The sequence below is a fragment of the Actinomadura sp. NPDC000600 genome (assembly GCF_040492135.1).
GTDB lineage: Bacteria > Actinomycetota > Actinomycetes > Streptosporangiales > Streptosporangiaceae > Spirillospora.
In genome coordinates this window covers 412,312-433,671 of sequence record NZ_JBEUPD010000001.1, presented here as the reverse complement: position 1 = coordinate 433,671, position 21,360 = coordinate 412,312, and the positions used below count along the sequence as shown (strand labels likewise).

Below are 21,360 nucleotides of genomic sequence, written 5' to 3'. Positions count from 1 at the left end.
GGTCCCGCCACCGGCCCGCCCACCCCGCGAGGGCGGACCGGTGGTCGGGGTCGTCCGGACGGGGAGCCGAGCCCCTCGGCCGGAGACCCGATCATCACCCGGCGGGGCCCCCTCCCACCATCCGTGGGATCACCGGTATTCCGGGGCCGGAACCCGTACCCGCCGCCCGCGCACTACGGGGTCGCCCGGGCGAACAGCCGCCGGTACACCTGCCGCAGACCGTGGAGATCACTGACAGGCTCCGCGAACGCGAGCCGCACGTCGACCGGCCCCCGCGCACTCGGCGGCGCGTCCGGCGGCGCCGCGCAGCGCAGCCACATGCCGTACCGGTCGAGCCCGAGCGGCCGGACCGGCCCGGACGGGGCCGACTCCGGCAGCAGCCGCGGCAGCTCGGCCCGGTGGGCGGAGTCCAGGTGCGTCAGTATGCCCGCCTCGACGGCGACGAACGGGTCCGGCGCGGCGGCCGCGTACTCCTCGGGCTCAAGGAGCGCACTCCCCCACGCGTCGGCGACCTCGACCTGGGCGACCTCCAGGGCGAGGACCGTCCACTCGCGCCGGCCGCCCCGCTCGGCGCCGAGGTCGAGCAGTTCGGGACGCGGATGCTCGTGCGAGAGGCGCAGCGCGGCGGCGCGCAGTTCGCCGCCGGGGACCTCGGTCAGCCAGCCGTGCAGCCAGGCCCGGCCCCGGACGCGGTCCGGCAGCGGCACCGGCGCGACGTCGGAGATCCGCAGCGTGGCGGGCACGTCGTCCTCGCCCGCCAGGGCCGCGAGGACCGGCGCGTCCGCCCGGACGAGAAGCAGCGGCCTGCCGTCCCGGTCGGTCGTGTGCGCCGGGACGGGCGCGCTGGGAACGCCCGGTGCGACGAGCACGCCGTCCGCGAGGCCGTAGGCGAGGGTCCGCGCGCGCTCCGCCGCCGTCGGGCCCTGCGTGCTCTGCATGGACTGGCTGGTCTGCGTGGACTCCGCTCGCGGCACCGTGTCTCCTTGACGTTGAAGTTAGGCTTGCCTAACTTAGGCTTACCTAACCATCAAGGAGCGTGATGAACAACCCCCGTCCCAAGGTGCGGCTCTCGCGGGCCCTCGGCATCCCGCTGACGCCGAAGAGCGTGAAGTACTTCGAGGCCCGCCCCTACCCGCCCGGCGTGCACGGCCGCGCCCGCAAGCAGGAGAGCGACTACAAGGTCCGGCTCCGCGAGAAGCAGCGGCTCCGCGCGCAGTACGACATCCGCGAGGCGCAGCTCCGCAACGCCTTCGACAAGGCCGCCCGGACGGGCGGCAAGACCGGCGAGGCCCTCCTCGCCGACCTCGAACGCCGGCTGGACGCGCTCGTCCTGCGCGCCGGCTTCGCCCGGACGATCTACCAGGCCCGCCAGTTCGTCGTGCACCGCCACGTGCTGGTGAACGGGCGCCGCGTGGACCGCCCGTCCTACCGGCTGCGGCCCGGCGACGTCATAACGGTCGCCGAGCGGAGCCGCGCGATGGCGCCCTTCCAGGTCGCGGCGGCCGGCGGGCACGCCGCCGAGGTCCCGCCCTACCTGGAGGTCCGGCACGACGCGCTCGCCGCCCGGCTCGTCCGGCTGCCCGAACGCGCCGAGATCCCCGTCATCTGCGACGAGCAGCTCGTCGTCGAGCACTACTCCCGCTAGCGCAGGTCGCCGAGTTCCTCGCGGGCGGTCGTGCGCAGTACGCGCAGGGCGTCCACGAGGACGCGGCGCTGCTCCTCGGCGAGCGGGCCCGCGAAGTGCCGGCGGAGCGTCTCGGCGTGCACGCCAAGGGCCTCGTCCAGCTTCGCCCGCCCGGCAGGGGTGAGGCCCACCAGCTGGCGGCGCCGGTCGCCGGGCGCCGGCTCGCGTCGGACGAGCCCGGCCGCCTCCATCCGGTCGATGATGCGGGTCATGCCGCCGCTGGTCAGGATCAGCTCGCCGGCCAGCCCGCCCATCGACACCGCGCCGTCCTCGCCCGCGCAGTCCCCGCCCGCGCCGGACAGCCGCAGCAGCACCTCGAAGACCGCGTGCCGGATGCCGCAGCGTCGCTCCAGCTCGCGGCCCGCGATCCGCTCCAGCACCGACGCCGCGCCCAGCAGCGCGCCGAACTCGTACACCAGCTCGTCCGGGACGGTCGTGCCCGGTCCGTCGTGCTCCGTCACGGTCGCCATGATTCCCCCGCCTCGCTCCCGCGGCCCCGTCATCCGCGGAACACCGTCATCGGCATAACGCGCGAGCGCCCCGCACGGCTTCCGTGCGGGGCGCCCCTGGGCGCACTGGTCGGACTCAGTTCTTCGGCTTGTCGCTCTTCTCCGCCTTCGGCGACTTCGACGCGCCGCCGCCCGGGACGGCCGGCAGCTGGTTCTGCTGCTGGTTCTTGTTCTCGTCGTTGACGCCCGACGGGTACTGCCGGGTGATCCGCCAGTTCCCGTCGATCTTGGCGAGGGCGAGCCGGAGCAGCGTCGCGGGCTGGTTGACCGCGCCGTCCTTGGTCTTCAGCGAGACGTCCATCATGATCACCGCCGTGGCGAACCGCTCGTCGACGCTGCCCACGAAGACCTGGTTGGTCTTGGAGGTCAGCACCACCGAGGGGTCGGCCTGGAAGGCGCCGGCCACGGTCGGCACCGTGTTCTTCTTGTACTCCTCCAGCAGGTCGCCGGCCAGCAGCTTCTGCGCCTTGGCGGTCATCGCCTGGTAGTTGGAGGCGTTGTAGTTGTAGGCGACGTCGCCGTAGGCGGAGGCGACCTTGCCCACGGCCTCCCTGTCGTCCTGCTTGGAGGACAGGGAACTGGCGCTCGTCCACTGCCAGATCGCCAGGCTCGCCAGCAGCGCGACCACGACGACCACCACGACCGCCTGCACCATGCCGAGGCCGAAGACCCCCGGCCGGTCCTCCGCGGACGCGGCGGAGCGCGGGCGGGCGGGGGCCTTCTTCGGCGCCTCCTCCTCCTCAGCCTCGTCCTCCGGAGGTTCGAGGCGGCTCGGACGCGGCTTGGGCTTGGCGGCGGGCTTGGCAGGTGCCTCGGCAGGGGCTTCGGCAGCGGCCTTGGCCGCCGGCTTGGCCGCCTTGGCCGGACGGGCCGGGGCCTCGTCCTCCGCCTCCTCGTCCTCGGCGTCGAGGGCCTCGAGGACCTCGTCGAGGTCCTCGTCGTCGATGACCTCGATGACCCGCACCCGGCGCTTGCGCCTGGCGGCGGGCTTCGCCGCCGGCTCCGCGGCCTCCGACCCGGCGGCGCCGCTCTCGGCGGCCGCCGTCCCGCGGGCCTCGGTCTCCTCGCGCGCCTCCTCGGCCGGGACCGCCTCGACCTCGTCGGCCCCGCCCTTTGTGGTCTTGGCTGTCACTTCGGATACTCCTCGGGGTCGGGATCAGTCCTTGCGCCGACGTAGTCGGGAAAGCCGGGACACCACGGGCACGGAGCCCATCATGACCCTGATCAGCACCAGCAGGGCGATGATCGGCGGAACGTACACCAGCCAGATCGGCGGTCCGCCCGAGGAGTCGCTGTTGTTCGCGGCCTTCCTCGCCTGCAGGTCCTTCTTCTCGTCGAGCGCGGGATCGTGGGTGGGGATCGTCTGGCCCGGGTCCTTGGCCTTGTAGGGCTTCTGCTTGGTCACCGCCGGGGTGCGGCCGCCGGGGCAGGTCGGGACCTGGTTCACCCGGGGCTGCGGGAGCGGGTACTTGTACTCCAGCGTGGCGGGCCGCTTCGTCGTGACCTGGAAGACGACGTTCAGGACGGGCTTGCCCTGGTCGATCCCGATCACGTTGTCCAGGACGACCTTCAGCCGCGGCGCCACCGCGAGCGTCTGGCGAAGATCGCTCAGGTAGTTGGGATCGTAGGTGCCGATGCCCAGGTTGCCGACCATGTCCACGGCGCAGCCGAAGTCGGGCTCGGTCTTGTCGAGCAGGTCGTTGACCGTGGCGAGCAGCCCTGGGCCCCGGTCGCGCAGCTCGGCGATCTGGCCCCGCACCTGGCTGAGCGCGGCGGTGAGCGCGGCCAGGTTGTCGATGCCCGAGCCGAGCGAACCGCGGTTCTCGTTCAGCACGTGGGTGATGCGACCCAGGTCGTTGGTCAGGCCGTCCAGCAGCTCGGTGTTCTGCGCGAACGTCTGGGTGAGGTCGTCGCCGCCGTTGATGATCTGGCGGAGCGAGTCCTCGCGTCCGGCCCAGCCGGCGGCCAGCTCCTGGGTGAGCACCTTGGCGTCGTCGGGGTTGATCGCCTTCAGGGTGTCGATCACGGCGCCGAACAGGTCGCCGTACTTCGGCGGGACCTTCGTCTGCGACACCGGGATGACGGTGCCCGGCTTCATCGGCGGGGCGTCGGCCTTGCCGGGGCCCGGGGTCAGCTCCACCACCGGCTCGCCCACCGCGGACTTGCGGGCCGCGGCGGCGGTGACCCCCTGCGGGATCTTGACGCCGCGCTCCATGTCCAGCCGGACGACGACCTTGTCCTTCGCCAGCCGCACGGAGTCGATCTTGCCGACCCGCAGGCCGAGGTAGTCGACCTCGAAGTTCGGGTGCAGGCCCGGCGAGGACTCGAACTCCACGGTGATGTGGTAGGGCCGGTCGATGAAGTCGAACCGGACGACGTTGTTGAACGCCCACACGACCATCACCGCGGCGAGCACGCCGAACGCCGCCAGGTTGATCGTCAGCCGTCTGTTCATCCGCGCGGCTCCAGGATCTTGTCGAGGTCCGGCAGGGCGCCCTGGAGCTGCTTCGGGATCTCGGGCGTGCGGGCGGTCTTCTGCTTCTTCGGGCTCGGGCTCTGCCCCTGGAAGATCGGCCTGCCGTCCGGCCAGGTGATCCGCAGGAGCGGGTAGAGCAGCAGCTGGCCGTCGTAGGTCGCCTTCGGGAGCTTGTCGCTGAACTCGACCAGGCCGTCCACCAGCGCCGTGAGCCGCTTGCGGTTGCTGCCGAGCTGCTCCAGGACCGGGTCGAGGTCGGCCAGCAGCGCGCGGAACCGCAGGATGCGGCCCTCCAGCACCTTGTCGTTCAGCTCGCGGGCCATCGTGGTGAGCTTGTCGACCATGTCGATGATCTTGTGCTTGTCCCGGTTCAGCATCCGGGTGGTGCGCTCGAGCTGCGCGGGGGTCTCGCCCAGGGCGTCGCTGCCGTTGGCGAGGGACCGGCCGAGCCGGGCGAACCGGTCCACCGACTCGCCGAGCTCGCGGCGCTGCTCGGCGAACATCCTGAGCAGCTCGCTCGCCTGCGCGATCGTCTTGTTCAGCTTCTGCCCGTTGCCGTCCAGGGCGGTGGCGCCCGCGTTCACGACGGTCGCGACGTCGTCCCCGGCGAGGGCCTGGATCAGCGGCCCGGCCTGCCCGACGACCTGCTCGAACGCCGGCTGGACGCTGGTGTCGGTGATCACCGCGCCGGTGGCGAGGAAGGGGCCGCGGTCCATGCTCGCGCCGGGCGGCATCTGCAGGTCCACGTAGTTCTCGCCGAGCAGCGAGGTCACCTTGATCTCCGCCCGGGTGCCCTGCGGGATCTTGACGTCGTCCTTGATGGACAGCGTCGCCTTCGACTTGTACCCGGCGAGCTCGACCTTCGTGACGGTGCCGATCGTGATGTCGGACATCTTCACGCTGTGCCCCGCGACGAGGCCCTGCGCGTCGTCGAACGTGGCGGTCAGCGTCAGGCCGCCCTTCGGCGCCCCCGCCGTCTTGTAGGAGCAGCCGGAGACGGCCAGGGCCGCGGCCACGACGAGCACCAGCAGCAGCCTGCCGCCGGCGGACGCGCGGCGCCGCGCGGTGTTGACGGACGCGCGCCGCGCGGTGTTGACGGGCCTGCCCATCAGTTGCCTCCGTTCTGCCAGGGACAGTTGGAGTTGGGTGCGGGCAGCGGGCATCCGACCTCGTCGGAGTTCATCAGCCCCTTGAGCCAGGTCCGCAGGAACGCGTCCGTGGCGAACCGGATCTGCAGCGACTTGTTCTTCGGGTTGTAGCCGTTGATGAGCGCGCCGCTGATTCCGGGCAGCACGCGGATGAGCTGGGCCAGCTGCTTGGCGTTGCCCTTGAGGATCAGGGCCGTCCGGGTGAGGACCGCCAGGTCGTACGGCAGGTTCCCCTTGTACTTCTGCAGCAGCTTGTCGCCGTTCTTCGCCAGCTCCAGGATGCCGCCGATCAGCTGCTGGAGCTCGCCGCGCTCGGAGCTCAGCACCTGGCTCGCGGTGCCGAAGTCGCGGATCATCGTGCCGAGGATCTGCTCGCGCCCGCGCACCACCCCGGCCAGCCGGTCGAGGTTCCGTGCGACCTCGATGAGCTCCTTGTCCTGCCCTGCGACGTTCTCGACGAGCCGGGCGCTCTGCTCCAGGGTGGCGTTGAACTCCCCGCCGTTGCCCTTCACCGTGTCGGCGGCCGTGCCGAGCGCGCTCTGCATCTTCGTCGGGTCGAGCGCGTTGGCCAGGTTGGTGAAGGAGCTGAGCGCGTCGTCCACCTCGACGGGCACGTGGGTGCGCTCGATCGGGATGACGTTCGAGGTCTCCTTCGGCTGCCCCGGCTTCCACGCCGGGTGCAGGACGAGGTTGCGCTCGCCGATCAGGTTCAGCGGGACGATCGAGGCCTGCACCCCCTCCGGCAGCGGCACGTTCCGCCGCAGGTGGAACGTGACCTTGACCCGGTCGCCCTGGTTCTCGACCTTGTCGACGAGCCCCACGTCGGCGCCCATCACCTTGACCTTCGACTCCTCGTAGAAGGAGCGGGCCTTCGGGACGTAGACGACCATGGTGCGGTCGCCGCTCGCGGACGGGGCGAGCGAGCAGCCGCCGAGCGAGGCGGTCATGGCGAGGCCGAGCGCGACGGCGACGCCTCTCACCCGGCCTCTCCTCCCGCCGCTGACCGAGCCCGCGGGGGGCCGTCCCCCCGTGCCGACGCCGCTCATCAGTTGCCTCCCTGCGGTCGCCGCGACGAGATGGGACCGGGCGGCTGCAGCGGGCCGAGCCCGGTGAGCAGGCCCTCGATGTACTGGCCGTTGCCCCTGAGGTTGGCGACCTGCTGGAACGTCGGGCCGAGCAGCGAGAAGTCGGTGTTCAGCGCGTCCATGTTGGGCGCGAGCCGCGTCGTCAGCAGGTGCAGGTTGGACAGCAGGCCGTCGAGCTCCTTCTGGTTCCTGGAGATCACGTTGGACAGCGTCCGGACGGTCCGGTTGCCCTGCCCGATCGCCGCGGCCAGCTCGTTGCGGCGGCGGACGAGCGACTGCAGCAGCACCTGGCTGGCGTCGATGATCTGCCGCAGCTCCTGGTCCTTGCCCGCCAGCGTGCCGGTGATCGTCTTGCTGTTCTCGATCAGCCGCTGGATCTGCGGGTAGGAGTCGTTCAGCGTCCGGGACACCTCCTGGATGTTGACCAGGATGCGGCGCAGCTTCACCGCGCCCGGCGACTTGATCTTGTTGACCTCGGTGAGCAGCTTGTCGACGCTGCGCTGGTCGAGCTTGCCGACGATGTTCTGCGCGCCCTCCAGGGCGTCCGGCACGGTGAACGGGACGCTGGTGCGCGACAGCGGGACCCGCCGCCGCGACTCCGGCACGTCCGCCATGTAGGGCTTGGAGACCGGGCCGGAGAGCCGCAGGTACCGGCCGCCGAGGAGCGTCGTCGTCTGGATCTCGGCCCTGGTCTTCGGGCCGAGGTCGATGCCGGCGTTCACGTGCCACCTGACGATGACCCTGCCGTGGGCGAAGTCGGGCTCCACGGAGGTGATCCGGCCGGACTTCACCCCGGCGACCCGCACGTCCTGGCCCTTCTTCAGCCCGGCGGTGTCGCTGAACTCCCCGCTCATCGTGTAGCCGCGGTCGAGCAGGTGCAGCTGGCCGATGGCGAACGCGAACACGCAGCCCGCGCCGAGCGCGGCCAGGGTGACGATGGCGACGACCTTCTGGTTGACGTCGCGCAGCGACTTCAGCGCCATCAGCCGCCACCTCCCATGAGCATCTTCTTGAGCTTGGTGAGGTCGTCCTTGCTGGGCTGGCCCGCGCCGGGCGATCTCGGAAGCTCCATCGGGAACGGGCAGGGGCCCTGCACGAGGTTCAGGCAGAGCGCGTTGGTGCGCAGGTAGTGGCCGCCGTTCGCGGAGGCGAACAGCTGCCGGAGCGTCAGCGGGAGCTGCTGCACCATCTTCTCCAGCTGGTCGACGTTCAGCCGGAACGTCTCGCTGAACCTGCCGAGGTTGGTGATGATGCGGGCGAGCTGCGCGTCGTTGCCGCCGAGCACCTGGTTGAGGTTGGTGGTGACGCCGGAGATCTCCACGACCGCGTTCTCCAGCAGCCGCCGGTTGTTCGCGAAGACCCTGGTCAGCGACTCCAGGTTGTCGACGCTCGCGGCGATCTGCCGGTCCCGGGTGGCGATCGCGTCGCTCACCGTCTCGTAGTCGTCGATCATCCCCTTGATCGTCTTCTTCCGGGCCGCGAACGTCTGGAGCAGCAGGTCCAGGTTCTGGGTCAGCAGCGAGATGCTCTGCTCGTTGCCGTCCAGCGCCTGGGAGAAGGCGAAGAGGATCTTGTTGAGCTGGTTCGGGTCCAGGTTGCGGGTGAGCGGGCCGAGGCTGTTGACGATGTCGCCGAGGTCCACCACCGACCTGGTGTGCGGGACGCGGTCGCCGTTGCCCAGCTTGGCCTGGCTCGACCCGGGCTCCAGGTAGACGACCCGCTGGCCCATCACGTTGCGCCAGCGGATCGCGGCGGTGGAGTCGGCGGGCAGCCGGACCTCCTTGTCGACGGCCATCTTGACCACGGCCTTGCCGCGCACGACCTTGATGCTCTCGACCTGGCCGACGGGCGTGCCCGCGACCTTCACGGCGTCGCCCTCCAGCAGGCCGGTGACGTCGTCGAACGTGGCGGACAGCCGGTAGCGGGACTTGAAGCTCGTGCCGAGGATCTGCTGGCCGATGTAGAAGGTGAGCAGCCCGGTCAGCACCACGAACACCCCGAACTTCAGGATCGTGGTGTACTCGGGCCCGCGCGCGGCCTTGCCGCGCATCCGCGGGCTCACGGCCGCGCCCCCGTCGCCGCGCCGCCCTGCCTGCCGCCCGCGCCGGGCAGCGGCACGTCGAACGCCGTCGCCTTCGGCGAGGCCGGGCAGACGTCGATGATGATCTGGCAGATGTCCAGCGGGAGGTCGTTGCGCGCCTGGGCGATCAGCGTGCCCTCCGGGCCGGGGATGCGGATGATCTGCGCCAGCAGGCCGAAGAACCCGGTCAGGCTGTCGATCATGACCGGAACGTTGCGGCGCTGCTCGTTGAACACGTGCACGACCTGGCCGCCCGAGTCGATGATCTTGCCGAGGTTGCGGCCGTGCTGCTCCAGGTTCGTGCCGACCGTCTGGCCGAGCCTGGCCGACTGGTCCAGCAGCTGGGTGACCTTGTCGGGACGCTCGTTGATGACCCGGGACAGCTGGTTGAAGTCCCCGGCGAACCTGGTGATCGTGTCGCCGCGCGCCGCGAACGTGCCGGACAGGCCGTTGATGTCGTTCAGCAGCGACTGGATCGCGGCCCGGTCCTTGTAGGTCGCGTCGACGACGATCGCGCCGTTGTCGATCGTCCGGCGGAGCGCGGGCCCCTGCCCGGAGAGCCCGGCGCCGAACGTGTGCAGGATCGTCGCCACGTCGTCGGGGTTGATCGCCCGTGTGAGCCGGTAGGTGGGCCAGGCCGTGTCCGACAGCTCCTGCGGGTCGTTGGTCTTCGCGATCCGGCCGCCGTCCTTCAGGTAGGGGCCGCTCAGCTCGTGCGCGCCGAGGTCGAGGGCGAGGTCCTTCGGGCCGAACACCGAGACCGGCTCGACGGTCGCGACCGCCGTGTCGGCGATCTTTATGCCCTTGTCGACCCGGAGCCGGACGGTGACCTTGCCGTTGCCGTCGAGCTCGATGCGATCGACGGCGCCGACCGCGATCCCGCGGACCTTCACATCGGACTTGCCGGGGTCGAGCCCCTGCCCGGCGCGGTCGAACGTCGCCTCGTAGTAGGTGGAGCCCGCGTGGGACGGCGTGGAGCCGACCGCGACGAACGCCGCGGCCGCCGCGATGACGCCGGCGCCGACCAGTCCGAAAGCCGTCCGGGAGCGGCTGGAGAGTGATTCGTCGCTCATCCGGTCAGCCTCACCGTGCCGCCGTTGCCCCAGAAGATGTACGACAGGACCAGGTTCATCAGGATCATCAGGATGGTCGACTCCCGGATGGCGCGGCCGGCGGCGACGCCGACGCCGACCGGGCCGCCCGCCGCGTAGTAGCCGCGGTAGCAGTGGATGAACATGATGATGAAGGCGAACACCGCGACCTTGATGACGCTGTAGAACACGTCGATCGGCGGCAGGTAGAGGTGGAAGTAGTAGTCGTAGATGCCGGGTGACAGGCCGAAGTACTGGATCGTGATGAACCTCGTGGCGAAGAACGCCATGAAGAGCGAGACCAGGTACAGCGGCACCAGCGCGATCACGCCGGCCGCGACCCTGGTGCACACCAGGTAGGCCAGCGAGTTGATGCCCATGACCTCCAGCGCGTCGATCTCCTCGGAGATCCGCATCGCGCCGATCTCGGCGGTGAACCCGGTGCCGACCTGCGCGACCAGCGCGACGCCCGCGATGATCGGGGTGACCTCGCGGACGTTGGAGTAGCTCGCGACCAGGCCGGTGAAGGCCTCGGCGCCGATGCGCTCCAGCCCCGGGTAGCCCTGCAGGCCGACCATCGCGCCGGTGGCGAGCGACATCGTCGCGATCACGAAGATCATGCCGCCGCCGATGACGAGCGCGCCGACGCCGACGGTGATGTCGCTGACCTGCTTGGCGAGGGTCTTGCCGTACTTGCGGCGGATGATGATGTCGAAGAACAGGTGGTACAGGACCCTGCCGAGGAAGACCGGCAGGTCGGCCGACGCGGCGAGGCCCGCGGTGCGGCCCCTGACGGCGCGGCCCAGCTTGCGGACGGGGGATATGGCGACCATCAGAACCTCGGGGGGAAGAGGACCTGGTAGATCATGGTGAGGATGTAGTTCGTCGCGAACACCACGATCGAGGTGACGACCACCGCCTTGTTGACCGCGCGGCCCACACCGACGGGCCCGAAGTCGCAGTTCATGCCCATGTAGCAGGCGACGGCGGCGGCGATGAACCCGAACACCCACGCCTTGAACAGGGTGATCATCAGGTCCGAGAACTGCAGCAGGGTCGTGGCTCCGTCGAAGAACGCGCCGGGGCTGACGCCCTGCTGGATGACGTTGAAGTAGTAGCCGCCGACGATGCCCGCCAGGATCACCACCGAGCACAGCAGCCCGGACACCATGCTCGCCGCCCACAGCCTGGGGGTGACCAGGCGGTGGATCGGGTTGATGCCCATGACCTCCATCGCCGCGAGTTCGTCGCGGATGTTGCGGGCGCCCATGTCGGCGGTGATGGCCGACCCGCCCACCCCGGAGACCAGCAGCGCGGCGGCCAGCGGCGCCACCTGCTGGATCATCGCCGCGGTGAGCAGCGCCCCGGTGCCCGACTGGGCGCCGAGCTGCCGGGCGATGTCGCCCACCTGCAGGGAGATCGTCGCGCCGAGCGGGACCGCGATGAGCATCACGGGAACGCTGGTGACGCGCGCGAGGAACCAGCACTGCTCGACGAACTCGCCCCACCACTGGCGCAGGTCCCAGGTGCGGCGCAGCCCTTCGAGAAGGGTCACGCACAGCAGTCCGGTCTCGTCGAGCGCTCGCCCGACGCGTCTGCGTGCCAGGTCCGGGGCCTTGTTCAGGCTCAGGGCCATCAGCCGGTGCCCTCCCCCGGGGCGGGGATGCGAAGGGTCACTCCAGCCTCCTTTGTGCTCGGACGTCGGCGCCCATCCGAAACACCGGATCCTGCCGTGCCACGGCGGCGCCCTCGTCTGTTCTGTCGTGCGCGCCACAGCGGTCTCGGCCGAGACCGGTTACCACACGCGGATCCGCGCACCGTCAAGAGCACACGGGCACCGCCTGTGATTTGAGGCACTCTATTGGAAGAAGGTCTAAGAAGCGAGTACTTACATCTGGTTTTGTCCGAAGCTACGATCAGCCGGTGCAGACCGAGGCGCGACGAGGCGTAGAAGAAGAGATGAACGACCGCGTGGACCCCCTGGTCATGGGCGTCCGCGACCGCTGGGAGGACCAGGGGCTGCTCGGCGATCCGTGGCCGTTCCTGGCGATCTGCTCGGTCGGGCGGCTCAACCAGTTGCTCAAGAAGGCGCTGGACGTCGAGCTGAAGCGGCTGGATCTCACCCAGACCGGATACTTCCTGCTGACCACGCTCGCCCTCACCGTCCACGGGCGTGCCCGGCTGAGCACGCTCGGCCGGATCCTGATGATGCATCCGACCACGGTGAAGCTCACCGTGGACCAGCTGGAGGCGGTCGGGCTCGTCCGCCGCACCCCGCACCCCCGCGACCGGCGCGCCACGCTCGTCGAGGTCACCGAGGCGGGACGGGAGCGGGCCAACGAGGTGAGCCTGGCGCTGGAGGCGCCCGGCAGCGCCCTCGCGGCGTTCGACGGGATGCACCGCGAGCTGTTCGAGGCGCTGCAGCCGGCGCGTCTCGCCGCCGGCGACGTGGAGCTGCTCAACCCCGGCGGGGAACGCGGCCGTGGACGCCGGGCCGGGTGAACCGGGTATCGTCCGGCCTGCGTACTTGCTCGTCGATGGCACGTAGCGGCTCATCGACGACACGACACCCGGGCGATAAGGCGGTCTTCTCCTATGCCACAGAGTCACGGCACGCGCAGACGTCCCGCCGAGGAAGCCGGAGCCGCTCGCCGAGGCGCGGGGGGCCGCCGCTCCTCCAGGAAGGCCGGCACCAGGCGCGCCACCCGCGTGCCGGAGCCGCGCAGGGCCCCTGACGGCCGCGACGCGGCGGACCCCTACGGGCCGGACCCGTTCGGCCCGGACGAGCCCCGCGACCCGTACGGCAAGCCCGATGCGCCCGGCGACGCCCCCGAAGGCGGCGGCCGCGTGCGCCGGATGCTCACCAGCAACGTCACCATCACCATCGCGGCGATCGCCGCGCTCGGCACCGCGCTGACGGTGGTCGACCTCGGCAGCTTCGTCGACGACGCCAGCGAGCCGCCGAAGGCCGCGAGCGCGGGCCTGTCGACGAACGACATGCTCGCGAGGCTGACCTCGGCGTCCGACATGGACAAGGTCGCGGCCGACGCGGTCGCCGTCGCCAAGGAGCGCGCCTACAAGGAGCACCAGCGCGAGCTGAAGCGGCTCAAGGAGAAGGCCAAGCGGGACGCGGCGGCGCGGGCGAAGCTCAAGGCCCAGCAGGAGCGCGAGCGGCTCGCCAAGTCGAACCCGAGCGCCGGGCAGAACAAGGCGTACGGCAAGAAGATGAACGAGCTCAAGGGGTGGGGCCGCTGCTGGCCGTCCCTGCTGACGCTGTGGAACCACGAGAGCGGCTGGAACGAGCGCGCCGAGAACCCCTCCAGCGGCGCCTACGGCATCCCGCAGGCGCTGCCCGGCTCCAAGCTGGCCAGCGCGGGCGCAGACTGGCGCACCAGCTCCCCCACCCAGATCGCGTGGGGGCTCGGCTACATCAAGGCGCGCTACAAGGACCCGTGCGGCGCCTGGTCCTGGTGGCAGGCGCACCACTGGTACTGAGCGCGATAGGGCGGGCCGGCGTCCCCCGAACTGGCACCATGGAGGGCATGCGGACGAGCAGGGCGCGCCGCGCCGGCGACGAGCGCGCGAACGGCACGGGTGAGGGCGCCGGAGGCGAGGGCGGCGGGGGCCGCCAGTGGGCCCGGGCCGACGCGACCCGGCAGGCGCTGCTGACCGCGGCGCTCCAGGTCTTCGCCGACCGCGGCTACGCCGACGCGGGCATCGCCGAGATCGTCGAGCGGTCCGGCATCAGCGTCGGCAGCCTCTACCACCACTACGGCGGCAAGGCCGGGCTGTACGTGGCGCTGTGGGAGGACCTCACCGCCGAGCAGGAGGCGAGCGCCGCGCAGGCGGTGTCCGCCGCCCGCAAGGAGGGCGAGTCCGACCCGATCGCGCTGTTCATCGCGGGCGCCCGCGCCTATCTCCGGGTGTGCTGGGAGCGGCGCGAGGCGGCCCGGCTGTTCCTCGCCGGCGAGGGCCCGTCCGGGTCGTCGCTGATGCGCCGCAGCCGCGCCCAGCACTGGATCGCGCAGAACACAAAGCTGCTGCGCGGCCGGTCCGGCGACGCGCCCGCCGGGCGTCCCGAGCAGGTGCTCAGCCTCGTGCTCACGACGGTGATCGGCGAGGCCGGGCGGGAGATCGCCACCGCCGAGAGCGAGGCGGAGGCCGCGGAGATCATCGACGAGGTCTGCCGCATCCTGATCCGCCTCGCCCGCTGAGCCCACGCGTTGCTTCCGGGCGGGAGAATGCACGCATGACTCTTGGGACGATCGTGCTGACGGGTGCCGCCGGACGGGTCGGCACCGCGCTGCGGGCACCGCTGCGCGACGAGGCGGAGCGGCTCGTGCTGGCCGATCTCGCGCCGCTGCGCGCCGAGGCGCCGAACGAGGTCGCGCACCGGACCGACCTGTCGGACGCGGCGCGGATCGTCGAGGGCGCCGACGCGGTCGTCCACCTGGCCGGCGTCCCGGACGAGGCGCCGTTCCCCGAGCTGGTCGAGGGCAACATCCTCGGCACCCACCGCGTGCTGGAGGCCGCCCGCGCCGCCGGGGTGCCGCGGGTCGTCCTCGCCAGCAGCAACCGGCTGACCGGCTGCTACCCGTCCACCGAGACCGTGTCGCCCGCCATGCCCCCGCGGCCCGACGGCCTGTACGGGGTCAGCAAGGCCGCGGTCGAGGCGCTCGGCCGGCTCTACGCCGACAAGTTCGGCATGGACGTGGTGTGCCTGCGCATCGGCAGCCTCGAACCGCGCCCGACGGAGCCGCGCCACCTCGCCACCTGGCTGAGCCACCGCGACTGCGCGGGGTTCGTCCTCGCGGCGCTGACCGTCCCGTCGCCGGGGTTCCTCGCCGCGTACGCGGTGTCGGCCAACGCGCGCCGGTTCTGGGAGCTCGACGAGCGGCTCGGCTACGTCCCGCAGGACGACGCCGCCTCCTACGGCGTGCCCGACACGTTCGTCGCGGACGGCGTCCCGCAGGGCGGCGACTTCGCGTCCGCCCAGTTCACGCTGCGGCACCTGGAGGGTTCGGCGGGACGTGCGTGACGTTCGGGTCACAGGGGGTGCGACGGACCGTTATCCTGACCTTCTGGTTACCGGTTCCTGACGGAAAGTCGAAGGGGTCCATGCCGACGTCGACCTGGTTCCGCCTCAACGTCGCCAAGCGCGAACGCGTCCTCGAAGTGGCGATGCGCGAGTTCGGGGAACACGGGTACTCGACCGGCAGCCTCAACACGATCGCGCGCGAGGCCGGCATCGCCAAGGGCTCGCTGTTCCAGTACTTCAGCGACAAGCTGGAGTTCTTCGCGTTCGTGTGCGACGAGGCGTCGCGCCGCATCCGCGAGGAGATGGAGCGCCGCATCGCGCGGATCGAGTTCGACCAGCCCTTCGACGAGTGGCTGGTCGACGTCCTGTGCGACTGGACCGAGTACATGGCCGACCACCCGCTGGAGCGCGGCGTCACCGCGGCCACGAACTTCGAGCTCGACAACAGCGTCCGGTCCGTCGTCCGCGACACCGCCAACCAGCACTACCTGCTCGTCATCCACCCGACGCTGGAGCTGTGGAAGGCGCAGGGCGCCATCCGCGAGGACGCCGACCTGGAGGTCCTCGCCACCTGGCTGATGACCATCCTGCCGTTCCTCGCGCTGGCCCCGTACTACGACGGCCTCGACCCGATCCACGACCTGCGCGGCCGCGCCCCCGCCGAGCAGCGCCCGGTGATCCGCCAGCTCGTCGCGGGCTTCAGCCCCATCTTCGCCCCCAGAAAGTGACCCGTCAGCACCACTCCTGGGGGGCGACCCCCAGACCCCCGGACGTGCAGCCTGACGGGCATCCTCGCTTCGCTGCGGTGCCCGTCAGGCCTCCAGGTCCGCCACCAACAGGTCCATACGGCGGGCCGCCATGCGGGCGGGGGGCGGGAGTTCGGCGGCGTCGGCGGCCGTCAGGACGCGCGGGTTCGCGAGCCGGCGGACGCGGCCGAGCCGCTCCACGCCGCCGCGCCCCTCGGCGAGCAGGTTGCGGACCCAGTCGGCGTCCCGCCCGTACGGCAGCCCGACGATGAGCCGGTCACCGCTGCGGAACGCGGTGACCGGCGTCCGGTACTCGCGGCCCGACCTGCGCCCGCGGTGGACGATCATCGCGAAGGGCGGGAGGTAGGGGGCGTAGACGCCCTGCACGCGGTTCGTGACGACCTTGTTGAACCGGGCGACCGATCTCGGCATCAGCGGTTTCACCATGCCTCCTCCCTAGCACGTCCTCAGCGGGTGAGGATGTACTCCTCCGGCTTCGCCTTGCGCGAGCCGGCCCAGAACTCGAATGTGTGGCCCGGCCAGAGGGTGCGGTTGACGCCCTGGTCGTCGAGGTACCAGCTGCTGCAGCCGCCCTCGTTCCAGACGGCGCGGCGCAGCCGCCGCTGCATGCGGTCGTTGAAGCGGCGCGCGGCGTCCGGCTTCGGCTCGATGGCGTCGGCGCCGGCCTCCTGCATCAGGCGCAGGCAGCTCAGCACGTGCTGGATCTGCACCTCGATCATGAAGACGACGGAGTTGTGGCCGAGCCCGGTGTTCGGGCCGAGCAGCATGAAGAAGTTCGGCATGCCGGGGATCGTGGTCCCGCGGTGCGCCTCGATGCCGTCCGCCCAGATCTCCTGGAGCTTGACGCCGTCCCGGCCGGTGACGCGCAGGTCGGTGAGGGCGTCGGTCACCTTGAAGCCGGTGCCGTAGATGATGCAGTCGACCTCGTACTCGCGGCCGTCCGCGGTGACGACCGAGTTCTCCCGCACCTCGGCGATCCCGGAGGTCTCCACCTCCACGTTGGGACGCGCGAGCGCCGGATAGTAGTCGTTGGACAGCAGGATCCGCTTGCAGCCGATCGTGTAGTCCGGCGTGACCTTCGCGCGCAGCTCCGGGTCGGAGACCTGGTTGGCGATGTGCCGGCGGGCGATCTTCTCCTGCGGGGTGGACAGCCGCGGGTCGATCGTGAAGCCGACCGCGCGGGCCTCCAGCGCCCAGTAGATGCCGCCGCGGAACGCGCGGGCGACGCCCGGCACCTTCCCGAACAGCGTGCGGACGGGCGCGGGGATGGGCACGTCCGGCTTCGGCTGGATCCACGGCGGCGTCCGCTGGAAGACGACGAGCTCGCTCGCCTGCTCGGCGACCTTCGGCACGAACTGGATCGCGGACGCGCCCGTCCCGACGACGGCGACGCGCTTGCCGGTGAGGTCGTAGGAGTGGTCCCACTCGGCGGAGTGGAACGCCGTCCCCTGGAACCGCTCGACGCCCGGCAGGTCGGGGTAGGACGGGACGTGCAGCGCGCCGATGCCGGACACGATGGCCTTCGGGGTGAGGACCGTCCCGTCGGCGAGCGCCACCTTCCAGCGGCGGGCGTCGTCGTCGTACTCCATGGAGTCGACCTCCGCGCCGAAGCGGATGTGCTCGCGCACCCGGTACTTGTCGGCGGTGCGCTCCATGTAGGCGCGGATCTCCGGCTGGGGCGCGAACATCCGCGTCCAGCCCGGGTTCAGCTCGAAGGAGAAGGAGTACATGTGCGACGGGACGTCGCACGCGCAGCCGGGGTAGGTGTTGTCGTGCCACGTCCCGCCCAGCGCCTCGCTCTTCTCCAGCACGACGAAGTCGTGGAAGCCGGACCGCTTGAGCCGGATCGCCATGCCGAGGCCGGCGAACCCTGAGCCGATGATGACGATCGCCGGGGCGCGCTCGCTCATGACCTCTCCTCTCGGATAACCTACTTCCGGTAAGTTACCGGGAGTAGGTTACTGACGGTAGGTCCAACAGAGGGGAATCTCCTGTGAGTGCCGCCACACCCCCTACCCGCAGGCGCCGCATGTCGCGCGCCGAGCGCGAGCAGCAGATGCTGGACGTGGCGGAGCGGGTGTTCGGCGAGCGCGGCTACCAGGCCGCCTCCATGGATGAGATCGCCGAGCGCTGCGGCGTCTCCAAGCCGATGCTCTACGAGTACTTCGGCTCGAAGGACGGCCTGCTCGTGGCGTGCGTGAGCCGCTCCAAGGCCGAGCTGTTCGAGGCCACCCAGAAGGCGATGGCGGGCGCCACCACCCCCGAGGACATCCTGTGGCGGGGGATGGTCGCCTACTTCCGGTTCATCGACGAGCACAGCAGGTCGTTCGCGATGCTGCTGCGCGAGCCGACGGCCGCCACCCCGGACGCCGTCCAGGCCGTCGACGAGACGCGGCGGCAGCAGAGCTCGCTCATCGCGGGGGTGCTCCGCACGTTCGCGCCGGCCGCGCCGGACGGGGTCGTCGAGGCGTACACGCAGATCATCATGGGCGCGAGCGAGCGGATGGCGCTGTGGCAGACGAGCCGCCCCGACGTGTCGGCGGAGGACGCGGCCCGGTACATGACGGACTTCTGCTGGAACGGCCTCAGTCCCTATCTCGCGCCCGCCGCCGGGGAAGCGCGTCCAGCGCCCCGATGAGCAGGTCGAGGCCGAACTCGAAGTCGGTCTCGGGGTCGACGTCGGCCAGCGCGGGGCCGTAGGCGAGCACGTGCGGGAACTCCTCCGGGTCGAGGCGGGTCCACGACTCGGCGCCGTTCTCGGCGAGGTGCCCCAGCATCTTCGCCATGCCGATCTCGCGCATCTGGGCGCCGAGCGCGTAGGCGATGAGCGCCCGCATGATGCGCACGGCCGTCTCGCCGTCGAACCCGGCCGCGTCGGCGAGCGCAAGGGCGCGCTCGGCCGGCCGCAGCCCGACCGGAGTGTCGACCTTGTGGGTCAGGACGATCGACATGCAGCGCGGATTGTCGTGGGCGACCTTCCGGAACGCCCGGACGAGGGCACGCGCGCGCTCCTGCCACCGCTCGGACGGGTCGTCGGGAAGTTCCAGGCCCGCGACCACGTGCTCGGCCACGCCCTCCAGCAGCGCCTCCTTGTTGGGGACGTGGTTGTAGAGCGACATCACGGCGACGTCCAGCTCGGCGGCGACCCGGCGCATCGACAGCGCGTCCGCGCCCTCGCGCTCGATCATCTCGACCGCCGCCTGCACGATGCGCGCCCGGGTCAGCCCCGGCCGCGGGGTGTCGGACGTCACACGCCTCGCCATCGCTCGCGCTCCTCCTCGCCGTTGACAGCGATAAGTGTCCCATGACACGGTACGTACACCGTACGTGAGACGTACACCGTACGTATCGGCTCCGTGAGCCGCGGCATCGTACGTATCGGCGCGCGGCCCGTGTCCGCGCTCGGGGAGGACGCCCATGTCGACCCACGACCTCTACACCGATCCCGTCCAGTCCGGCGCCTGGACCGTGCCGATGGCCGGCGACGCCAGGTTCACCTGGGAGTACGACGACGGCCGCGACCGCCTCCTCGCCCTCTACCAGAAGGGCAAGGACAAGCAGTGGGACTCGGTCAAGCGCATCGACTGGGACCTGGAGGTCGATCCGCACGACGTGCTCGGCGTGCCCGACCAGTCCCTCGCCATCTACGGGACGAAGTACTGGGACAGGCTGTCGGAGAAGGAGCGCGGCGAACTGCGGCAGCACTCCACGTCGTGGCAGTTCTCCCAGTTCATGCACGGCGAGCAGGGCGCGATGGTCACCGCCGCCCGGATCGTGGAGTCGGTGCCGGACCTCGACTCCAAGTTCTACTCCGCCACCCAGACGATGGACGAGGCCCGCCACGTCGAGCTGTTCGCGCGGTTCCTGCACGAGAAGGTCGGGATGGTCTACCCGATCAACACCAAGCTGCAGGACCTGCTGGACGAGACCCTCACCGACTCGCGCTGGGACATGCCCTACCTCGGCATGCAGGTGCTCATCGAGGGCCTGGCGCTCGCCGCGTTCGGCGTCATCCGCGACATCACCACCAAGCCGCTGCCCAAGCAGATCCTCGCCTACGTCATGCAGGACGAGGCGCGCCACGTCGCGTTCGGGCGGCTGGCTCTGCGCGACTACTACAAGCAGCTTTCGCCCGCGGAACTGCGCGAGCGCGAGGACTTCGTCATCGAGGGCTGCTACCTGATGCGCGACCGCATCCGCGGCCGGGAGATCTGGACCAACTTCGGCATCGACCCGAAGGAGGTCGACGAGATGGTCGAGAACTCCCCGTACATGCGGATGTTCCAGAGCCTGCTGTTCAGCCGCATCGTGCCGTGCGTGAAGGACATCGGGCTGTGGAGCGACCGCATCCGGCGCGCCTATGACGACATGGGCGTCCTGGACATGTCCAAGGCCGACCTCGACGCCCTCATGCACCAGGACGAGGAGATCGCCGAGAAGGTCGACGCCGAGCGGTTCGCCGCCGAGGAGGCCGTCCGCAAGGCCGAGGTGGACGGGGTCATCGCCGACGCGGCGGCGGGCTGAGTAAGTTCAGATCATTCGATCCGCCGCACACCTCGGAGGTCTGGATGCCCCTCGCGCACTTCGACGGAGCGCTCGCCGTCGTCACCGGAGCCGGCAGCGGCATCGGCCGGGCCGTCGCCCTCGCCCTGGCCGAGAACGGCGCCACCGTCGTCGCGGCGGACATCGACCTGCCCGCGGCCGAGCGCACGGTCTCCCTCGCCAAGACGCTCGGCGCGGGCGGCACCGCCTACCAGGTGGACGTGGCCGACGAAGCCGCGATGGAGGAGTTCGCCGCGCGGGTGAAGGAGACCCACCGCGTCCCCGACATCGTCGTCAACAACGCGGGCATCGCGGTCACCGGCCCCTTCCTCGACACCGGCGTCGAGGACTGGGAGCGCATCCTCGGCGTGAACCTGTGGGGCGTCGTCCACGGCTGCCGTCTGTTCGGCCGCCAGATGCGCGACCGCGTGCACGCCCTGCCCAACAAGCCCGACAAGCCGAACTTCGGCGGCCACATCGTCAACATCGCGTCCGCCGCCGCGTTCGCCCCGTGGCGCGCGATGCCCGCCTACTGCACGACCAAGGCCGCCGTCCTCATGCTCAGCGAATGCCTGCGCGCCGAACTGGCGGGCTCGCGCATCGGCGTGACGGCGGTCTGCCCCGGCTTCGTCAGCACCAGCATCGTCGACAACGCGATCCACCTGGAGGGCGACGCCGAGGCCCGCGCACGGCTGCGCAGCCGCGGCCAGCGGGCCATCAAGCTGCGCAACTACCCGCCGGAGAAGGTCGCCGAGCGGGTCGTCCACGCCATCATCAAGAACAAGCCCGTCGTGCCCGTCAACGCCGAGGGGCACCTCCTGCACGCCCTGTCCAGGGTCTCCCCCGCCTCCCTGCGCCTCCTGGCCAGGATTCCCGCCCGGGGTTAGCGTCCCCTCCGGGCGCGGCCCCCCGACTCTCCACGCGGTGAGAGGAGAAGGAT

23 protein-coding genes are annotated in these 21,360 nt (G+C 70.9%); 9 read left to right on the top strand and 14 right to left on the bottom strand.

Translation table 11 applies throughout. The features are described from left to right. Positions 1-173: 173 nt before the first annotated feature. The gene (locus ABWI07_RS02050) at positions 174-974 is read right to left on the bottom strand and encodes a DUF2470 domain-containing protein (RefSeq protein WP_353817406.1); all 801 of its coding nucleotides are present in this window, start codon (positions 972-974) and stop codon (positions 174-176) included. 65 nt (positions 975-1,039) lie between these two features. Here ABWI07_RS02050 and rpsD point away from each other — a divergent pair, with 65 nt between their 5' ends. Then, positions 1,040-1,645 (top strand): 30S ribosomal protein S4, encoded by a 606-nt coding sequence (gene rpsD, locus ABWI07_RS02045; protein WP_149259512.1) that lies wholly within the window; start codon positions 1,040-1,042, stop codon positions 1,643-1,645. Here the strand turns inward: rpsD and ABWI07_RS02040 are convergent. The 10 genes from ABWI07_RS02040 to ABWI07_RS01995 form a co-directional block, all read right to left on the bottom strand. Then, entirely contained in the window at positions 1,642-2,154 is a 513-nt protein-coding gene (locus ABWI07_RS02040) for a MarR family winged helix-turn-helix transcriptional regulator (RefSeq protein ID WP_149259511.1), read from the bottom strand. The two genes, rpsD and ABWI07_RS02040, sit on opposite strands and share 4 nt — an antisense overlap. Before the next feature lie 115 nt (positions 2,155-2,269). Then, complete coding sequence (locus ABWI07_RS02035; protein ID WP_353817405.1) at positions 2,270-3,325, bottom strand: hypothetical protein; 1,056 nt, start codon at positions 3,323-3,325, stop codon at positions 2,270-2,272. Between the two features lie 24 nt (positions 3,326-3,349). After that, positions 3,350-4,648, bottom strand: a complete 1,299-nt coding sequence (locus tag ABWI07_RS02030; RefSeq protein ID WP_149259509.1) for an MCE family protein — start codon at positions 4,646-4,648, stop codon at positions 3,350-3,352. Then, positions 4,645-5,778, bottom strand: coding sequence for an MCE family protein (locus ABWI07_RS02025; protein ID WP_149259508.1), 1,134 nt, complete (start codon positions 5,776-5,778; stop codon positions 4,645-4,647). The genes ABWI07_RS02030 and ABWI07_RS02025 overlap by 4 nt, the downstream gene beginning before the upstream one ends. After that, entirely contained in the window at positions 5,778-6,797 is a 1,020-nt protein-coding gene (locus tag ABWI07_RS02020; RefSeq protein WP_235036798.1) for an MCE family protein, read from the bottom strand. The genes ABWI07_RS02025 and ABWI07_RS02020 overlap by 1 nt, the downstream gene beginning before the upstream one ends. Positions 6,798-6,862: 65 nt before the next feature. After that, positions 6,863-7,885 carry an MCE family protein gene (locus ABWI07_RS02015; protein WP_149259506.1) on the bottom strand — a complete coding sequence of 341 codons (1,023 nt, stop codon included), beginning with the start codon at positions 7,883-7,885 and terminating at the stop codon, positions 6,863-6,865. Next, positions 7,885-8,964, bottom strand: coding sequence for an MlaD family protein (locus ABWI07_RS02010; protein WP_235036797.1), 1,080 nt, complete (start codon positions 8,962-8,964; stop codon positions 7,885-7,887). Before ABWI07_RS02010 ends, ABWI07_RS02015 begins: the two co-directional genes overlap by 1 nt. Continuing rightward, complete coding sequence (locus tag ABWI07_RS02005) at positions 8,961-10,055, bottom strand: MlaD family protein (RefSeq protein WP_353817404.1); 1,095 nt, start codon at positions 10,053-10,055, stop codon at positions 8,961-8,963. The genes ABWI07_RS02010 and ABWI07_RS02005 overlap by 4 nt, the downstream gene beginning before the upstream one ends. Further along, positions 10,052-10,906 carry an MlaE family ABC transporter permease gene (locus tag ABWI07_RS02000; RefSeq protein ID WP_149259504.1) on the bottom strand — a complete coding sequence of 285 codons (855 nt, stop codon included), beginning with the start codon at positions 10,904-10,906 and terminating at the stop codon, positions 10,052-10,054. The genes ABWI07_RS02005 and ABWI07_RS02000 overlap by 4 nt, the downstream gene beginning before the upstream one ends. Continuing rightward, complete coding sequence (locus ABWI07_RS01995; RefSeq protein WP_149259503.1) at positions 10,906-11,709, bottom strand: MlaE family ABC transporter permease; 804 nt, start codon at positions 11,707-11,709, stop codon at positions 10,906-10,908. The genes ABWI07_RS02000 and ABWI07_RS01995 overlap by 1 nt, the downstream gene beginning before the upstream one ends. A gap of 323 nt (positions 11,710-12,032) precedes the next feature. On the opposite strand from ABWI07_RS01995, the gene ABWI07_RS01990 reads away from it, so the two are divergent. The 5 genes from ABWI07_RS01990 to ABWI07_RS01970 all read left to right on the top strand — a co-directional run bounded on the left by ABWI07_RS01990 (position 12,033) and on the right by ABWI07_RS01970 (position 15,839). After that, positions 12,033-12,575 carry a MarR family winged helix-turn-helix transcriptional regulator gene (locus ABWI07_RS01990; RefSeq protein WP_149259502.1) on the top strand — a complete coding sequence of 181 codons (543 nt, stop codon included), beginning with the start codon at positions 12,033-12,035 and terminating at the stop codon, positions 12,573-12,575. 207 nt (positions 12,576-12,782) lie between these two features. Beyond that, complete coding sequence (locus ABWI07_RS01985; RefSeq protein WP_353817403.1) at positions 12,783-13,568, top strand: aggregation-promoting factor C-terminal-like domain-containing protein; 786 nt, start codon at positions 12,783-12,785, stop codon at positions 13,566-13,568. 47 nt (positions 13,569-13,615) lie between these two features. Beyond that, positions 13,616-14,287, top strand: coding sequence for a TetR/AcrR family transcriptional regulator (locus ABWI07_RS01980; RefSeq protein WP_149259500.1), 672 nt, complete (start codon positions 13,616-13,618; stop codon positions 14,285-14,287). 35 nt (positions 14,288-14,322) lie between these two features. Then, on the top strand, positions 14,323-15,111 hold the full coding sequence (locus ABWI07_RS01975) for an NAD-dependent epimerase/dehydratase family protein (protein ID WP_353817402.1): 789 nt from the start codon (positions 14,323-14,325) through the stop codon (positions 15,109-15,111). A gap of 80 nt (positions 15,112-15,191) precedes the next feature. Further along, positions 15,192-15,839, top strand: coding sequence for a TetR/AcrR family transcriptional regulator (locus ABWI07_RS01970; RefSeq protein WP_149259499.1), 648 nt, complete (start codon positions 15,192-15,194; stop codon positions 15,837-15,839). A gap of 84 nt (positions 15,840-15,923) precedes the next feature. Here ABWI07_RS01970 and ABWI07_RS01965 read toward each other — a convergent pair whose 3' ends face one another. Together ABWI07_RS01965 and ABWI07_RS01960 are read right to left on the bottom strand one after the other, a co-directional pair. Further along, positions 15,924-16,304, bottom strand: a complete 381-nt coding sequence (locus tag ABWI07_RS01965) for a nitroreductase family deazaflavin-dependent oxidoreductase (protein WP_200841860.1) — start codon at positions 16,302-16,304, stop codon at positions 15,924-15,926. Positions 16,305-16,324: 20 nt separating this feature from the next. Beyond that, positions 16,325-17,788, bottom strand: a complete 1,464-nt coding sequence (locus tag ABWI07_RS01960) for a flavin-containing monooxygenase (protein ID WP_149259498.1) — start codon at positions 17,786-17,788, stop codon at positions 16,325-16,327. Positions 17,789-17,907: 119 nt separating this feature from the next. Here ABWI07_RS01960 and ABWI07_RS01955 point away from each other — a divergent pair, with 119 nt between their 5' ends. Then, on the top strand, positions 17,908-18,516 hold the full coding sequence (locus tag ABWI07_RS01955) for a TetR/AcrR family transcriptional regulator (protein ID WP_149259497.1): 609 nt from the start codon (positions 17,908-17,910) through the stop codon (positions 18,514-18,516). Here the strand turns inward: ABWI07_RS01955 and ABWI07_RS01950 are convergent. Further along, positions 18,464-19,141: a TetR/AcrR family transcriptional regulator gene (locus tag ABWI07_RS01950; RefSeq protein ID WP_149259496.1), complete on the bottom strand. Its 678-nt coding sequence runs from the start codon at positions 19,139-19,141 to the stop codon at positions 18,464-18,466. The two genes, ABWI07_RS01955 and ABWI07_RS01950, sit on opposite strands and share 53 nt — an antisense overlap. A gap of 154 nt (positions 19,142-19,295) precedes the next feature. Between ABWI07_RS01950 and ABWI07_RS01945 the strand changes: the two genes are divergently transcribed. Together ABWI07_RS01945 and ABWI07_RS01940 are read left to right on the top strand one after the other, a co-directional pair. Further along, the gene (locus ABWI07_RS01945; protein ID WP_149259495.1) at positions 19,296-20,402 is read left to right on the top strand and encodes a ferritin-like domain-containing protein; all 1,107 of its coding nucleotides are present in this window, start codon (positions 19,296-19,298) and stop codon (positions 20,400-20,402) included. 44 nt (positions 20,403-20,446) lie between these two features. Then, on the top strand, positions 20,447-21,307 hold the full coding sequence (locus tag ABWI07_RS01940; RefSeq protein ID WP_149259494.1) for an SDR family NAD(P)-dependent oxidoreductase: 861 nt from the start codon (positions 20,447-20,449) through the stop codon (positions 21,305-21,307). Positions 21,308-21,360 lie beyond the last annotated feature (53 nt).

Bases quoted from the DNA above. Each gene is read 5' to 3' on its own strand.
- rpsD (WP_149259512.1), top strand. From the start codon at position 1,040: ATGAACAACCCCCGTCCCAAGGTGCGGCTCTCGCGGGCCCTCGGCATC.
- ABWI07_RS02040 (WP_149259511.1), bottom strand. From the start codon at position 2,154: ATGGCGACCGTGACGGAGCACGACGGACCGGGCACGACCGTCCCGGAC.
- ABWI07_RS02030 (WP_149259509.1), bottom strand. From the start codon at position 4,648: ATGAACAGACGGCTGACGATCAACCTGGCGGCGTTCGGCGTGCTCGCC.
- ABWI07_RS02025 (WP_149259508.1), bottom strand. From the start codon at position 5,778: ATGGGCAGGCCCGTCAACACCGCGCGGCGCGCGTCCGTCAACACCGCG.
- ABWI07_RS02015 (WP_149259506.1), bottom strand. From the start codon at position 7,885: ATGGCGCTGAAGTCGCTGCGCGACGTCAACCAGAAGGTCGTCGCCATC.
- ABWI07_RS02005 (WP_353817404.1), bottom strand. From the start codon at position 10,055: ATGAGCGACGAATCACTCTCCAGCCGCTCCCGGACGGCTTTCGGACTG.
- ABWI07_RS02000 (WP_149259504.1), bottom strand. From the start codon at position 10,906: ATGGTCGCCATATCCCCCGTCCGCAAGCTGGGCCGCGCCGTCAGGGGC.
- ABWI07_RS01995 (WP_149259503.1), bottom strand. From the start codon at position 11,709: ATGGCCCTGAGCCTGAACAAGGCCCCGGACCTGGCACGCAGACGCGTC.
- ABWI07_RS01990 (WP_149259502.1), top strand. From the start codon at position 12,033: ATGAACGACCGCGTGGACCCCCTGGTCATGGGCGTCCGCGACCGCTGG.
- ABWI07_RS01980 (WP_149259500.1), top strand. From the start codon at position 13,616: ATGCGGACGAGCAGGGCGCGCCGCGCCGGCGACGAGCGCGCGAACGGC.
- ABWI07_RS01975 (WP_353817402.1), top strand. From the start codon at position 14,323: ATGACTCTTGGGACGATCGTGCTGACGGGTGCCGCCGGACGGGTCGGC.
- ABWI07_RS01970 (WP_149259499.1), top strand. From the start codon at position 15,192: ATGCCGACGTCGACCTGGTTCCGCCTCAACGTCGCCAAGCGCGAACGC.
- ABWI07_RS01965 (WP_200841860.1), bottom strand. From the start codon at position 16,304: ATGGTGAAACCGCTGATGCCGAGATCGGTCGCCCGGTTCAACAAGGTC.
- ABWI07_RS01960 (WP_149259498.1), bottom strand. From the start codon at position 17,788: ATGAGCGAGCGCGCCCCGGCGATCGTCATCATCGGCTCAGGGTTCGCC.
- ABWI07_RS01955 (WP_149259497.1), top strand. From the start codon at position 17,908: ATGTCGCGCGCCGAGCGCGAGCAGCAGATGCTGGACGTGGCGGAGCGG.
- ABWI07_RS01950 (WP_149259496.1), bottom strand. From the start codon at position 19,141: ATGGCGAGGCGTGTGACGTCCGACACCCCGCGGCCGGGGCTGACCCGG.
- ABWI07_RS01945 (WP_149259495.1), top strand. From the start codon at position 19,296: ATGTCGACCCACGACCTCTACACCGATCCCGTCCAGTCCGGCGCCTGG.
- ABWI07_RS01940 (WP_149259494.1), top strand. From the start codon at position 20,447: ATGCCCCTCGCGCACTTCGACGGAGCGCTCGCCGTCGTCACCGGAGCC.